This window comes from Corynebacterium sp. HMSC067D03 (assembly GCF_001811185.1).
Classification (GTDB): Bacteria; Actinomycetota; Actinomycetes; order Mycobacteriales; family Mycobacteriaceae; genus Corynebacterium; species Corynebacterium coyleae.
In genome coordinates this window covers 117772-131920 of record NZ_KV803820.1, presented here as the reverse complement: position 1 = coordinate 131920, position 14149 = coordinate 117772, and the positions used below count along the sequence as shown (strand labels likewise).

Annotated in this window: 13 protein-coding genes; 11 read left to right on the top strand and 2 right to left on the bottom strand. The window is 60.8% G+C overall.

The features are described 5' to 3' along the window. Positions 1-307 precede the first annotated feature (307 nt). The 3 genes from rpsB (at position 308) to pyrH (ending at position 3184) form a co-directional block, all read left to right on the top strand. Positions 308-1225, top strand: coding sequence for a 30S ribosomal protein S2 (gene rpsB / locus HMPREF2785_RS06370; protein WP_070614557.1), 918 nt, complete (start codon positions 308-310; stop codon positions 1223-1225). 231 nt (positions 1226-1456) lie between these two features. Continuing rightward, positions 1457-2275 (top strand): translation elongation factor Ts, encoded by an 819-nt coding sequence (tsf, locus tag HMPREF2785_RS06365; RefSeq protein WP_070422265.1) that lies wholly within the window; start codon positions 1457-1459, stop codon positions 2273-2275. A 225-nt stretch (positions 2276-2500) separates the two neighbouring features. Continuing rightward, positions 2501-3184, top strand: coding sequence for a UMP kinase (gene pyrH, locus HMPREF2785_RS06360; protein WP_070422390.1), 684 nt, complete (start codon positions 2501-2503; stop codon positions 3182-3184). Here the strand turns inward: pyrH and HMPREF2785_RS06355 are convergent. Continuing rightward, positions 3173-4252, bottom strand: coding sequence for an amidase family protein (locus HMPREF2785_RS06355; protein ID WP_141750653.1), 1080 nt, complete (start codon positions 4250-4252; stop codon positions 3173-3175). The genes pyrH and HMPREF2785_RS06355 overlap by 12 nt on opposite strands. A gap of 74 nt (positions 4253-4326) precedes the next feature. Here HMPREF2785_RS06355 and frr point away from each other — a divergent pair, with 74 nt between their 5' ends. Genes frr through rlmN form a run of 3 tightly spaced genes read left to right on the top strand, consistent with a single transcriptional unit; the run spans position 4327 to position 6953 of the window. Further along, on the top strand, positions 4327-4884 hold the full coding sequence (gene frr, locus HMPREF2785_RS06350) for a ribosome recycling factor (RefSeq protein ID WP_070422266.1): 558 nt from the start codon (positions 4327-4329) through the stop codon (positions 4882-4884). A gap of 1 nt (position 4885) precedes the next feature. Then, positions 4886-5794, top strand: a complete 909-nt coding sequence (locus HMPREF2785_RS06345) for a phosphatidate cytidylyltransferase (RefSeq protein ID WP_070422267.1) — start codon at positions 4886-4888, stop codon at positions 5792-5794. 55 nt (positions 5795-5849) lie between these two features. Beyond that, complete coding sequence (rlmN, locus tag HMPREF2785_RS06340; RefSeq protein WP_070614556.1) at positions 5850-6953, top strand: dual-specificity RNA methyltransferase RlmN; 1104 nt, start codon at positions 5850-5852, stop codon at positions 6951-6953. A gap of 75 nt (positions 6954-7028) precedes the next feature. Here rlmN and HMPREF2785_RS06335 read toward each other — a convergent pair whose 3' ends face one another. Next, entirely contained in the window at positions 7029-7517 is a 489-nt protein-coding gene (locus tag HMPREF2785_RS06335) for a DUF2631 domain-containing protein (protein WP_083292009.1), read from the bottom strand. A 196-nt stretch (positions 7518-7713) separates the two neighbouring features. On the opposite strand from HMPREF2785_RS06335, the gene dxr reads away from it, so the two are divergent. From dxr to map, 5 genes are all read left to right on the top strand, one after another. Beyond that, a complete protein-coding gene (gene dxr, locus HMPREF2785_RS06330; RefSeq protein ID WP_070483892.1) occupies positions 7714-8874 on the top strand; it encodes a 1-deoxy-D-xylulose-5-phosphate reductoisomerase in 1161 nt (386 codons plus the stop codon). Positions 8875-8937: 63 nt separating this feature from the next. Further along, positions 8938-10146, top strand: a complete 1209-nt coding sequence (locus HMPREF2785_RS06325) for a M50 family metallopeptidase (protein WP_070614555.1) — start codon at positions 8938-8940, stop codon at positions 10144-10146. Between the two features lie 20 nt (positions 10147-10166). Then, entirely contained in the window at positions 10167-11330 is a 1164-nt protein-coding gene (gene ispG, locus HMPREF2785_RS06320; RefSeq protein WP_070422393.1) for a flavodoxin-dependent (E)-4-hydroxy-3-methylbut-2-enyl-diphosphate synthase, read from the top strand. A 1-nt stretch (position 11331) separates the two neighbouring features. After that, positions 11332-13137 carry a penicillin-binding transpeptidase domain-containing protein gene (locus HMPREF2785_RS06315; RefSeq protein ID WP_070614554.1) on the top strand — a complete coding sequence of 602 codons (1806 nt, stop codon included), beginning with the start codon at positions 11332-11334 and terminating at the stop codon, positions 13135-13137. A gap of 59 nt (positions 13138-13196) precedes the next feature. After that, the gene (gene map, locus HMPREF2785_RS06310) at positions 13197-14096 is read left to right on the top strand and encodes a type I methionyl aminopeptidase (protein WP_168164681.1); all 900 of its coding nucleotides are present in this window, start codon (positions 13197-13199) and stop codon (positions 14094-14096) included. Positions 14097-14149: the final 53 nt, after the last annotated feature.

Sequence of the window (14149 nt, the reverse complement as noted above, 5' to 3'; positions counted from 1 at the left end):
TGGAAAAAAACAGGGTCTGCGCAAAATCTGTGGATAACGGGAGTGGTTAGTGTGACTCCAGGGGAAGTTATCCACAACGTTGCAGATGAGTTTAGGTTTTTAGGGCTCATACGGGTAAGGTTGCCGGGGCAGTTTGTGCAGCACCGTAGAGCGCTGCATAGATTGACTACGCGCGCCGAACAATGGCTGCTCAGCAACGGTCCCTCTCACAGGGGTGCGGGGCAGGCACGGTGCCAGGGTGAGGGATAAAAACCCGCACGTGAGACTTACAAGTAACCGAACTACTTTCTCCGAAGGAGACATTCCCATGGCAGTTGTAACCATGCGTGAACTCCTCGACGCAGGTGTCCACTTTGGTCACCAGACGCGTCGCTGGAACCCGAAGATGCGTCGCTTCATCTTCACGGAGCGCAACGGCATCTACATCATCGACCTGCAGCAGACGCTGACCTACATCGATGAGGCATACGAGTTTGTCAAGGAAACCGTCGCACACGGCGGCACCATCCTGTTCGTCGGCACCAAGAAGCAGGCACAGGAGCCGATCCAGGAAGAGGCGCAGCGTGTCGGCATGCCGTACGTCACGCACCGCTGGCTGGGTGGCATGCTCACCAACTTCCAGACCGTATCCAAGCGTATCGGTCGCATGAAGGAACTTCAGGCGATGGACGCAGCCGAGGACGGCTACGCAGGTCGCGGCAAGAAGGAAATCCTCATGCTGACCCGCGAGCGCGTGAAGCTCGAGCGTGTCCTGGGTGGCATCTCTGAGATGACCAAGGCTCCGTCCGCTCTCTGGATCGTGGACACCAACAAGGAGCACATCGCCGTCAACGAGGCGCAGAAGCTTCGCATCCCGGTCGTCGCTGTTCTGGACACGAACTGCGACCCGGATGTTGTCGATTTCCCGATCCCGGGCAACGACGACGCCATCGGCGCTGTCAAGCTGCTCACCCACGTCGTGGGCGAGGCTGTCATCGCTGGTAAGCAGCAGCGCGAAGAGCGTCAGCTCGCAGCTGCACGTGACGCTGCAGGCGACACCGACGCGAAGCGTCAGGCTGAGGCAGCCGAGGCTGCTGCACAGGCCGCTGCTTCCGACGATGTTTCCGCAGCAGATGCCGCTAAGGCTGCTGCTGCCGCAGAGACCGCTGCTCCGCAGGAAGTTGCAGAGGTCGAGCAGCCGGCAGCCGTCCGCGCTGCTGAGCAGGCTGAGGGCAAGGACGCCTAAGTCTCAAGGACACTGCAAGTCCGCAACCCAGGCGTAAGCCGCCTGGCTTCGGCCAGGATTCACGCACACCCCGCGTTCCGCTCACGTCCGCCGATTACCGGCCGGGACGCGGCGGACCGGGGTGTTCGTATTTTCCACACGTGGCAAGTCATGCCGCCGGCCAGATCGTCGGCTACGCTTGAAACGGTTGAATACCTTTACGTAAAACTTTCACGAGGAGGATCGCCCAATATGGCGAACTACACTGCTGCTGACGTCAAGAAGCTCCGCGAGATCACCGGCTCCGGCATGCTCGACTGCAAGAAGGCACTCGAGGAAACCGACGGCGACTTCGACAAGGCCGTTGAGAACCTCCGCATCAAGGGTGCGAAGGACGTGGGCAAGCGCGCTGAGCGCAACGCCCTCGAGGGCCTCGTTGCTGTTTCCGGCAACACCATCGTGGAGATCAACTCCGAGACCGACTTCGTGGCGAAGAACCAGGAGTTCAAGGACATCGCCAACCAGATCGCTGAGGCTGCTGCTGCAGTGAAGGCGAACTCCCAGGAGGAGCTGGCAAAGGCCGACGTCAACGGTGAGACCGCACACGAGGTGCTGGAGCGCCTCTCCGCAAAGATCGGCGAGAAGCTCGAACTGCGCCGCGCTGCCACCATCGAAGGCGACAACATTGCCAAGTACCTGCACCAGAAGGCTGCTGACCTTCCGCCGGCAGTTGGCGTACTCGTTGCCTACAACGGTGACAACGCTGAGGCTGCACACCAGGTGGCTCTGCAGATCGCTGCTATGAAGGCTCGTTACCTCAACAAGGAGGCTGTCCCGGCCGACGTTGTTGAGAAGGAGCGTGCGGTTCAGGAAGAGATCACCCGCAACGAGGGCAAGCCGGAAGCTGCCATCGAGAAGATTGTCGAGGGCCGCATGGGTGGCTTCTTCAAGGACGTTGTCCTGCTCGACCAGCCGTCGCTGGCTGACTCCAAGAAGACCGTGAAGCAGTTCGCTGACGAGAACGGCATCGAGATCACCGACTTCGTCCGCTTCGAGGTCGGCCAGGCATAAGCCAGGCGAGAGGTTTCATAGCCTCACACGCGGTGCAACCCCGTACTGTCTGTCCCGATTAGGGGGACGGGTGGTGCGGGGTTGTCGTCGTTAAGCAAGCAGTTCTGAACTCAACGCGTTGCGTGGCTAAGATCGGTTCCGAACATTTTGCAATTGGCTGATCCGCGCAAAGGAGCGTTTTCGGTGACTGACCTCAACCCCAACCGCACAGGTTTCAAGCGAGTCATGCTGAAGCTGGGGGGTGAGATGTTCGGCGGCGGCAAGGTTGGCATCGACCCCGACGTAGTCGAGTCCGTCGCCCGCCAGATCGCAGATGTCGCGCGCTCCGGCACCGAGGTCGCTGTCGTGATCGGTGGCGGCAACTTCTTCCGCGGCGCTCAGCTGCAGCAGCGCGGCATGGACCGTGCGCGCTCGGACTACATGGGCATGCTCGGCACTGTCATGAACTGCCTTGCGCTGCAGGACTTCTTGCAGCAGATGGGCATCGATTGCCGCGTCCAAACTTCGATTAACATGGCGCAGATTGCAGAGCCGTACCTGCCACTGCGTGCAGCACGCCACCTGGAGAAGGGCCGCGTGGTCATCTTCGGTGCGGGTATGGGTATGCCGTACTTCTCCACGGACACCACGGCCGCGCAGCGTGCGCTGGAGATCGGCTGCGAGGTGCTGCTCATGGCTAAGGGTGTGGACGGTGTCTACGACTCCGACCCGCGCGAGAACCCCGATGCGAAGCTCTACTCCGAGATTTCTCCTCGCGAGGTCATTGAACTTGGCCTCAAGGTTGCGGATGCCACCGCATTTAGTCTCTGTATGGACAACAACATGCCGATCCTGGTGTTTAACCTGCTCAAGGAAGGAAACATCGCCCGCGCGGTTGGTGGCGAGCAGGTAGGTACGCTAGTCGCCTAACAGCGTCTCAATATGCTGCGCCACCGTGAGCAGTTCCGGCCCGGTGAGCGTAAGGCTGCCAAGGTGCACCCCGCCGAGTGCAATCGCAGGGGTGCCGAGCATGTTGTACAGCGAGCACCACGGTGACCATTCGGTTTGCGCGTGGAAGCTCGCTTCTGGCGTGAGAGAGGGGAAATAGCCGATCCGGGGTGGTGCGAATGCGAGCGTGGGGGAGAGCACTACATCGACGTCCCATTGGGAGGCGATGAGGTGAGGCAAATCCCGGCGGTGTTGCTCGGCGGCGTCAAGGTCGCTGTTGGTCAGCTTGTGGGATTGCTCGACGAGCCAGCCGATGTATCCGCTGTCGAGCGGATCCGTCAGGTTGAAACTCGCGGTGATTGTGGTCGTGAAGTGGGCGTAGGTTTCCAGCGATTCGCGATACGGCTTGAGCTGCACCACTTCAAAGTCGAGAGCACTCGCAAGCTTTTCGACGAGCGCACCTCGCCGATCCTCCACATCCGGCCGCGCGAAGATACCGTCGGTAAGCACACCGATTCGGAGCCGCTTGCCTTTGATGCGGCGGTGCCAACCCCACAACGTGAATTGGTCCGCGACGTCCTGGGTGAGAAACCCATGTGCGGCGATACCTTTGCTTGCGGGTTTGAAGCCGACGATCTCGCACGCTGCAGCTGGCACGCGTATGGATCCGCCGGCATCGGTGCCGTGTGCGGCGCGAACGGTGCCGTCGGCCACCACAACTGCGGCGCCAGTAGAAGAGCCACCTGGGGTGCAGCCGGGGTAGGCCGGCGACTCGAGCACGGGAACGTCAGGGCGCTCTGCGTAGCAGGTCGCGCCCAGCTCCGAGGTCAGCGTCTTGCCGTGGATGGCGACGCCGTGCGCCAAAAGATTGGAGATAAACGGATCGGTTGCTGTTGCGGTGTAGGCGCGTGCAGGGCTGCCGTGGGTAGTGGTCATGCCAGCAACGTCGGTGCCGTCTTTGACCGGGATCTGCCAACCAGCCAGACGTCCGATGTTTGGGCGCGGCCGCGTGTGTGTGCTTGGGGGCAACGTGAACGCGGGATGCAGCATGGCGCCAGTGTAGGTGCCAGTCGCGCTGGTAGGTTAGTAGGGACGCCGAATAGAGAAAAGGTAGGGTTTTCCCCATGATTGATGACGTATTGCTGGATGCCGAAGAGCGCATGACCGCCTCTGTTGAGCACGCTCGTGACGAGTTGGCCACGATTCGTACCGGACGTGCGAACCCGGCGATGTTCAACGGTGTGATGGCTGACTTCTACGGTGCGCCGACACCGATTAACCAGATGGCGACGATTTCCGTGCCGGAGCCGCGCATGCTGCTGATCAAGCCGTACGACATGTCCACCATGGGTGAGATCGAGAACGCAATCCGTAACTCTGATCTCGGTGTGAACCCGACGGATGACGGCCAGGTCATCCGTGTGTCTATCCCGCAGCTCACCGAGGAACGCCGCCGTGACCTGGTCAAGCAGGCGAAGCAGAAGGGCGAGGACGGCAAGATTGCCATCCGTAATATCCGTCGCCAGGGCATGGAAGCGCTGAAGAAGATTCAGAAAGACGGCGACGCTGGTGAGGATGAGGTCGTGACCGCCGAGAAGGCGCTGGACAAGACCACCCAGTCCTACGTTGCTCAGGTCGATGAGATCGTTCAGCGTAAGGAAGCCGAACTGCTGGAGGTCTAGCGTGCCTGCTGCTGATCAGGAGGAGCGCGCCACGCCGAGCCGCTGGCCGGTGCATGCGCCGAAGCCGAAGAACAACCCGGGGCGTGATCTGCCGACCGCCATTACGACCGGTGTTGTGCTCGGCGCGATTGTCATTGCCGCCGTATGGGTGGGGCCCAAAGCCTGGTACCCACTTGTCGCCGTCGCTGTAGCAGGAGCGATGTGGGAGGTGATGACCCGGCTGCGGGAAGCTGGTTACCAGCAGCCGCGCACACTGCTGATCATCATGGCCCAACTCATGCTGTGGTCCTCCGTGCCGTATGGCACTACAGGGCTCGTGGCGGGTTTTGCCTTCACCGTTCTAGTTGTCATGTTCTGGGGGATGTTCCACCAGGGCAGGAACAAGCGACCAGAGAACTACCTGCGCGACACGGCAGTGAGTCTGTTCGTGCTTGCGTGGATTCCGCTGTTTGGCACGTTCGCCGCAATGATTTCCTTGATTAGCCAAGGTGGGGTGGATGGTTCCGCCTACATTGTGGCGTTCATGCTGTGCGTTGTTGCCAGCGATGTGGGTGGTTTCGCTGCAGGCGTGATGTTTGGCTCGCACCCGATGGCGCCGGCAATTAGCCCGAACAAGTCCTGGGAGGGCTTCGCTGGGTCGATCGTTGCCGGAAGCATCACCGGCATCTTAGTGGTCACGCTGCTCATTCACGGCCCGTGGTGGATGGGCGTTGTGCTCGGCATCGCTTTAGTGATTTGCGCAACGATGGGAGATTTGGTGGAAAGCCAGTTCAAGCGTGAACTGGGCATCAAAGACATGTCCAACCTGCTGCCAGGGCATGGTGGCATCATGGATCGACTTGACGGGATGCTTCCCGCAGCAGCGGCGACCTACATCCTGCTCACGACCATCACGCTTATGAGCGCCTAAGCACAGACCTAGTAATTCGAAAACATTCGTGCGACATGCAAAGATGGGGCGCACTATGAGTGATTTTCCCGAGATCAAACTGCTCGCCCCAAAGCGTGGCATGCCGCCAAAGCACTTCGCTGATCTGTCGGCACAGGAGCGAATCGACGCGTTGAAGGAACTCGGGCTGCCGAAGTTCCGTGCTGATCAGATCGCGCGTCACTATTACGGCAAGTTTGAGGCAGATCCGCTGACGATGACGGATCTGCCCGAGAACCAGCGTCAGCTTGTCAAGGACGCACTTTTTCCCACGTTGTTGACCCCCGTGCGCACCGTGGAGACCGACAACGGTGATACCACGAAGACGCTGTGGCGTCTGCACGATGGCATCTTGCTGGAGTCGGTGCTGATGCGTTACCCAGGTCGCGCGACGTTGTGCATCTCCTCGCAGGCGGGCTGCGGCATGGCATGCCCGTTCTGTGCGACCGGTCAGGGTGGCCTGGACCGTAACCTGTCCACCGCGGAGATCGTGGACCAGGTGCGCGCTGCGGCCGCAATGATGGAGGCAGAAGGCTCCCGCCTATCCAACATTGTGTTTATGGGGATGGGGGAGCCACTGGCTAACTACAAGCGTGTGGTCTCTGCTGTTCGCCAGATTACGCAGCCGTCGCCTGCTGGCTTTGGCATCTCCCAGCGCAACGTGACGGTATCCACTGTCGGACTTGCACCGCAGATTCGTATGCTCGCGGATGAAGGGCTGTCCTGCACACTCGCAGTGAGTCTGCACACACCGGACGATGAATTGCGCGACGAGTTGGTCCCGATCAACAACCGCTTCGAGGTAGCCGAAGTGCTTGATGCGGCCCGCTACTACGCGGACCAGACGGGGCGCCGTGTCTCCATTGAGTACGCCTTGATTCGCGACATGAACGATCAGAACTTCCGCGCTGACATGTTGGGCAAGAAGCTTCACAGCGCGTTGGGTTCGCTGGTGCACGTGAATCTCATTCCGCTCAACCCGACACCGGGATCGAAGTGGGATGCGTCGCCGAAGGATCGGCAGGACGAGTTCGTCCGCCGTGTGATCGCCCAAGGCGTGCCTTGCACGGTGCGCGACACCAAGGGCCAAGAGATCGCGGCCGCTTGCGGGCAGTTGGCAGCCGACGAAAAGAGTGGCTAGTCCGCTCAGGCAGACGGCATGAAAATACCGCCGCACCTTCGTTGGAAGGTGCGGCGGTATTTCGTCGAAAAGATTTTAGAGGGCGTGCTTGCCGGTCTTGGACTCGACCTCGATGACCTCTACGTTTTCGCGTGCCTGCGCCGGTGCAGTGTTGCGCAGGTGTGCAACACGGCTCGGCTCGATGTTGAGGGCGCGCAGCTGGCTATCGGTCAGCGACTCGTAGACGTCGCCGGAGAGGGTGGCCTGGTCGTAGGTCCAGTCACGCTCCACGTAGCCGACCGGCTTGTTGTGCGACGTCACGGTGCGCACCTGGTTGAGCTTCGGCTTGGTAGCCAGAAGGATCAGTGCGAGAGCAATGAGGACGGCCAGTGCGATGAGCCAAATGGTCTCAACGTGGCCCTGGTGGTTGCCAAAGTTGTAGGCGACGAGGAACGCGACGGAAATCCAACCTGCCAGCTGGATGGCGCGGTCGCTCAGCGCACTCCAACCAAATTTGGCGGACGGGACGTCAGCCTCGGATACACCGTTGTACACCTGGGGTGCGCTTTCCTTTGCGTGGGCCACTGCAACGCTCCTTGTTAACACGGGATCGATCGCAAACACGATCACCTGGAAATGATGAAACTATCGCTGCCCATCATCGCACACAGAGCGCGAAAAAGGTGACAATAGCCCCCAATGTGTTCAAACTTTCGCACCACCTCGGGGGTTTAATCCAGTTCAAGTGCCGAAATGAATCAAAACGTGTCACAATGGTTGCGTGCGAAACGTTGTAATTTTAGGTTCGACCGGTTCCATTGGCTCACAGGCTGTGGAGGTGATCCGCGAAAACCGCGACAAGTTCAACATTGTCGGGATTGCCATTGGTGGCGCCAATCCTAAGGCTGCTATTGAGCAGGCGCAGGAGTTTGGCCTGAGCGCCGACCAGATTGCCGTGCGCAATATTGAGGGTGCGAAGGAAGTCTCCCGTGCGCTTGGCGGTTACGTGATCACTGGCGAGAACTCCGCTGCTGCGCTCGTTGAATCGCAGGAAGCTGACGTGGTGCTCAACGCACTCGTTGGTGCCTCGGGCCTGCCGGCAACCATGGCTGCGCTGCGCTCGGATGCGACACTTGCGTTGGCTAACAAAGAATCGCTTGTAGCGGGTGGCCGTATCGTGCTCGACGCTGCAAAGCCGGGTCAGATTGTTCCGGTTGATTCGGAGCACTCGGCAATGGCGCAGTGCATGCGCGGCACTCGCCGTAGCGAAATCGCTCGCCTTGTTCTTACCGCATCGGGTGGTCCGTTCCGTGGCTGGGAGCGCGAGGGTCTCATGGAGGTGACCACGGAAGAAGCCGTGGTACACCCGACCTGGTCGATGGGAACGATGAACACCATTAACTCTTCGACTCTGGTGAACAAGGGCCTTGAGCTGATTGAGGCGGCCATGTTGTTCGACATGGATCCGGACAAGATCGACGTCACGATTCACCCGCAGTCCGTGATTCACTCGTTGGTCACGTTTACGGACGGTGCAACGCTTGCACAGGCTTCGCCGCCGTCGATGAAGCTGCCTATCGCGCACGCGCTGGATTGGCCGAACCGTGTGCCGGATGTGCAGGAGCCGTTGGATTTCTCGCAGGCATTCTCGTGGGAGTTTGAGCCGCTGGACAACGAGGTGTTCCCTGCTGTGTGTCTGGCCCGTGAGGTGGCCAAGAAGGGTGATCCGTACCCGGCTATTTACAACGCTGCTAACGAAGCAGCGGTAGAGGCGTTCTTCGCGGGTCGCATTAAGTTCCCGGAGATCGTGGACATTATCGGGGAGGTCCTGGACGAGGCCGACGAGTTCGCCGCAGTCCCGAGCGATGTGTTTGATGTGATGCGGGTTGAGTCCCGTACGCGTGAGCGAGTCGCCGCGGCGATTGCGCGCATTGAGCGTTAGACCCTTGAGGTGCGGGCGGTGTGCCCGCACCTCTTCGCTGTGTGTGCTGTGGGGTGAAGCGCGATGAGTGTGTTGGGGATTGTGCTTTTCGCGCTTGCAATCACTGCTTCGATTGCGCTGCACGAAGCAGGCCACATGTTCACTGCGCGTGCGTTTGGCATGCGAGTGCGCCGGTTTTTTGTCGGTTTCGGGCCAACGTTGTGGTCGGTGAAACGGGGCGGAACAGAGTATGGGATTGCTGCGCTGCCGTTCGGTGGGTTCTGTGACATTGCGGGGATGACGGCGATGGATCCGGTCACCGAGGAGGAAGCGCCGCACGCGATGGTGAAAAAGCCTGCGTGGCAGCGTATTGCGGTGCTCTCCGGCGGGATCGTGATGAACATCTTGATCGGCGTCGTGATCATTTTTGGGGTTGCTGTCTCATCAGGTATCCGGAACCCGTACGCGGATTTCACCCCGAAGGTGGGCCAGGTCGTCTGTGTTGCCGACCAGGTGGATGAGAAAACTCTGGCGGAGTGCAGCGGACCTGGTCCTGCGGGCCAAGCGGGTGTACAGGTGGGCGACACGTTGGTTGCGGTCGACGACGAACCAATCGAGACATTCGCGGATCTGCGTACTTATGTTGCGCAGCGTCCGGGGGAGATGGTCGCGCTTGAGGTGGAGCGCGGTGGGTCGTCGCAAAGCATTGATGTCCCCGTGGCGCGGGTCGAGCGCATCGATCCTTCGACGGGCGAGCGTATCGACGTCGGCGCGGTGGGCATCGCCGCAGCTCCGGTCAAGGATGCGGTGAAGCAATTCGGGCCTGTCGAGGCGGTGCCGGCGACGGCCAAGTTCACCGGTCAGATGCTTCGAGCATCTGTTGACGGGTTGATGGCGTTTCCGGGGAAGATCCCGGGGGTTGTCGCGTCGATCTTTGGCGGGGAGCGCGACATTGAGGGCCCGATCAGTGTGATTGGGGCCTCGCGCACCGGCGGTGAGCTGGTGGAGCGCGACCAGTGGCCGGCGTTTTGGATGATGCTGGCCAGCCTGAACTTCTTTCTGGCGTTGTTTAATCTCGTGCCGCTTCCACCGCTTGATGGTGGGCATATTGCGGTGGTGATTTACGAGAAGATTCGCAATGCTTTGCGACGCCTCCGTGGCCTGCCGCCAGCCGGCCCGGCAAACTACGAGAAGCTGATGCCACTGACCTATTTCATGGCGGCGCTGCTGCTTGTTGTCGGTGTGTTGGTGATGGCGGCAGACGTGGTCAACCCCGTCAATCTTTTTGGGTGACGGTGCTAGAGTTATCCACCATGAGTACCCCCATCGGATTAGGCATCCCTGAAGGTCCGGCACCCACCCTGGCCCCACGTCGTAAGACCCGCCAACTGATGGTTGGAGGTGTCGGTGTTGGCTCCGATCACCCGATCACGGTGCAGTCGATGACCACGACGAAGACGCACGACATCAACGCCACCTTGCAGCAGATTGCGCAGTTGACCACGGCTGGCTGCGACATTGTGCGTGTCGCGTGCCCGAAGACGGTCGATGCGGAAGCGTTGCCAGCAATTGCTGCAAAGTCGCCGATCCCGGTGATCGCCGATATTCACTTCCAGCCGAAGTACATCTTCGCTGCGATCGACGCCGGTTGCGCAGCTGTGCGTGTGAACCCGGGCAACATCAAGGAGTTCGACGGCCGCGTCAAGGAGGTTGCGAAGGCAGCCGGTGACGCAGGCATCCCGATCCGTATCGGCGTCAACGGTGGCTCGCTGGATAAGCGCCTGCTGGAGAAGTACGGCAAGGCCACGCCAGAAGCGCTGGTGGAGTCCGCGATCTACGAGGCTGGCTTGTTCGAAGAGTACGGCTACGGCGATATTGCGATTTCCGTAAAGCACTCGGACCCGGTGCTGATGGTCGAGGCGTACCGCCAGTTGGCAGAGAAGACGGATTACCCGTTGCACCTCGGTGTGACGGAAGCTGGTCCGAAGTTCATGGGCACGATTAAGTCGTCCGTCGCCTTCGGTGCCCTGTTGTCGCAGGGTATCGGCGACACGATTCGTGTGTCTCTTTCCGCTGACCCGGTGGAAGAGATCAAGGTCGGTGACCAGATTCTGCAGTCGATGAACTTGCGTCCGCGCAAGTTGGAGATCGTTTCCTGCCCGTCCTGTGGTCGCGCCCAGGTGGACGTGTACAAGTTGGCCGAGGAGGTCACCGCTGGCCTGGATGGCATGGAGTTCCCGCTGCGTGTGGCCGTCATGGGCTGTGTTGTCAACGGTCCGGGCGAGGCGCGCGACGCTGACCTTGGTGTAGCTTCCGGTAACGGTAAGGGCCAGATCTTTGTCAAGGGCGAGGTTGTGGAGACCGTGCCGGAGTCGAAGATTGTGGAAACGCTGATTGCTCACGCGCTGCGTATTGCTGAGGAGCAGGGCCTCGAGGAGGTCGCTGGCGCCAAGGCTGAGGTCAAGGTCACCCGCTAGTATGCGTCGTGTCGTCGCAGTTGTTGCCGGGGTGGTGCTTGCGTCGTCGATAAGCGCATGCACCCCGCGCCCCAATGATGCTGAGCCAGCAGCGAGTGCGTTTTTGGAGGCGCTGGAGCGTCGCGACGTCGGGTCGTCTGCGATTGACAATCCGACGTCCGCGGCTGATTCCACGAACGCGACCTGGGATGGTTTGCAGGCAGAAGACGTCACAGCGACGCTGAAAGATGTGCGCCAGGAAGAGAATCTGGCCACCGCGACGTACGAGTTGGCGTGGCAATTGCCGCGCGATCGTGAGTTGAAGTACGACGCGCAGATGACGCTGACACAGTCCGGCGAGAAGTGGACGGTGCGCTGGCAGCCGTCGGTGTTGCACCCGCGTTTGGGTGCGCACCAGCATTTGGAGTTGCGCGCGATCGCTCCCGCACAGGCGAGTGTCGTGTCCTCTGATGGGGTGGAGTTGTTAAAGCCCGGCATCGCGTATCGGGTGTTGGTGGATACCAACGAGATGCGCACGGCCGGTGCTGCGGCATCTGCGATCAGCAGTGCTCTCGCCCGGGCGCACGAGCAGGACCGTGGCGTGCCACTGCGCGACGCAGACACGTTGAAGGGCGAGCTCGAGCGCGCCTCCGGTGTGTATTCGGTGGCGGTGGTGCCGGCAGCAGCGCGAGATGCTGTTGAAGCAGCGCTTAGCAACGAGCCCGGTGTCCGGCTCAACGAAGAAGCCGCCATGGTTAACGCAAAGCCGGGCTTCGCGCCCGACATTATGGCGCGCGTGGGCGAGTTGGTGCGCGATGATTTGGTTGGTGATTCCGGCTGGAGCGTCGACATTGTCAACGAAAATGGTGCGTCGTACGAGGAGATCACCCGTCAGGATCCCGCACCGGCGCCGGCGGTGCACATCAGCTTGGATCACCGGGTCCAGGAGGCCGCTGAGCGTGCGCTCGAACCCGTTGCCGGGCAGCAGGCCATGATTGTGGCCATCAGGCCGTCTACGGGCGGGATTCTGGCTATTGCGCAGACCCCGGCTGCGGATGCGCAAGGCAATCTGGCGACGATGGGCCAGTACCCGCCTGGCTCGACATTTAAGATCATCACCGCAGCGGCGGGGCTTGCACGGCAAGGGCTCACACCAGGCTCACCGGTGCCGTGTCCGGGCCCGATGAACCTGTATGGGCGCATCGTGACCAACTACGGAGGCTTCAGCCTCGGCACCGTGCCGTTGGAGACGGCGTTTGCGCGTTCGTGCAACACCACGTTTGCGGACATGTCGACGCGTCTCGCCCCAGGTGAGTTGCAGGACGTGGGTAAGCAGTTTGGTCTCGGGGTCGATATGCAGATCCCAGGGGTAGAGACAATCACTGGCTCGATCCCGGTCGGGGAGGAGCCCCTCGACCGCACTGAGGCCGGCTACGGCCAGGGCCTCGACCTTGCCAGCCCTTTCGGCATGGCACTGGTTTCTGCGACGGCCGCGCGTGGGTCATTGCCGGTGCCGTACCTGGTGCAGGGCGAGGAAACGAAACTCAGCGAGGACGTGCAGCCCCTTCCACCGGAAGCGATCGATCAGCTGCGCCAGATCATGGCTGCCGTGACCGGGCCGGGCGGTACCGCAGGCGGCATGAGTGCCGGCGGCGATATTCGCGGCAAAACCGGCGAGGCCGAAATCAACGGTGGGTCCCACTCCTGGTTCACCGGCTACCGCGTGGAAGACGACATCGCGTTTGCAACCCTGGTGGTCCTCGGCGGTGGTTCTGAAGCGGCAGTTGCGCTGACGAACACGATGCTTGCCAACTTGCCGCTGGGGTAGCTCGGAAAGCTGGCTAGCTGCCGCAGGGCCAATTTGCTCGCGGTACTACCATGGCCTTTATGAATCCAAGAGGACTACTTACACCAGGTAAACCGACCCCAGTGCGTAAGGTCCCGGACCACATTGAGCGTCCGGAGTACGCCTGGAAAGACGACGTCCAAGAAAACGTCGGCGAACCGGTCATCCAAACCCCCGAGACGATCGAGGCGATGCGCGAGGCATCCAAGATCGCCGCGAACGCACTCGCCCTTGCTGGCGCGGCGGTTGCGCCGGGAAAAACCACCGATGAGATCGACGGCATTGTGCACGACTACCTGATCGAACACGGTGCATACCCCTCCACGCTTGGCTACCGCGGCTTTACAAAGTCTTCCTGTGTGTCCCTGAACGAGATCGTGTGCCACGGCATCCCGGATACGACGGTGATTCAGGAAGGCGACATCGTCAACATTGACGTCACTGCTTACAAGAACGGTGTGCACGGCGACACCAACGCCACATTTTTCGCTGGCGAGGTTGCACAGGAACACAAGGATCTTGTGGACCGTACCTACCAGGCCATGATGCGTGGCATCAAGGCAGCAAAGCCGGGCCGCGAGATCAACGTCATCGGACGCGTTATCGAGGCGTACGCGAAACGTTTCGGCTATAACGTCGTCACTGACTTCACCGGACACGGCGTGGGCACGACGTTCCACAACGGTCTCGTCGTCCTGCACTATGACTCGGATGCCTACACGGATGTTCTCGAGCCGGGGATGACGCTGACCGTCGAGCCGATGATCAACTTGGGTGAGTTGCCGTACACCGTGTGGGACGACGGCTGGACGGTACAGAACGTCGATGGTGAGTACACCGCACAATTCGAGCACACCATCGTGATCACTGCCGATGGCAACGAGATTCTCACGATCCCGGACGCCGATGTAGCAGCAGGCCAGCACATGCTGGGGGAGTAGGCGTCGCACTGGTAGATGCATATGTGCCCCGCAGGGAACGTTCCCTGCGGGGC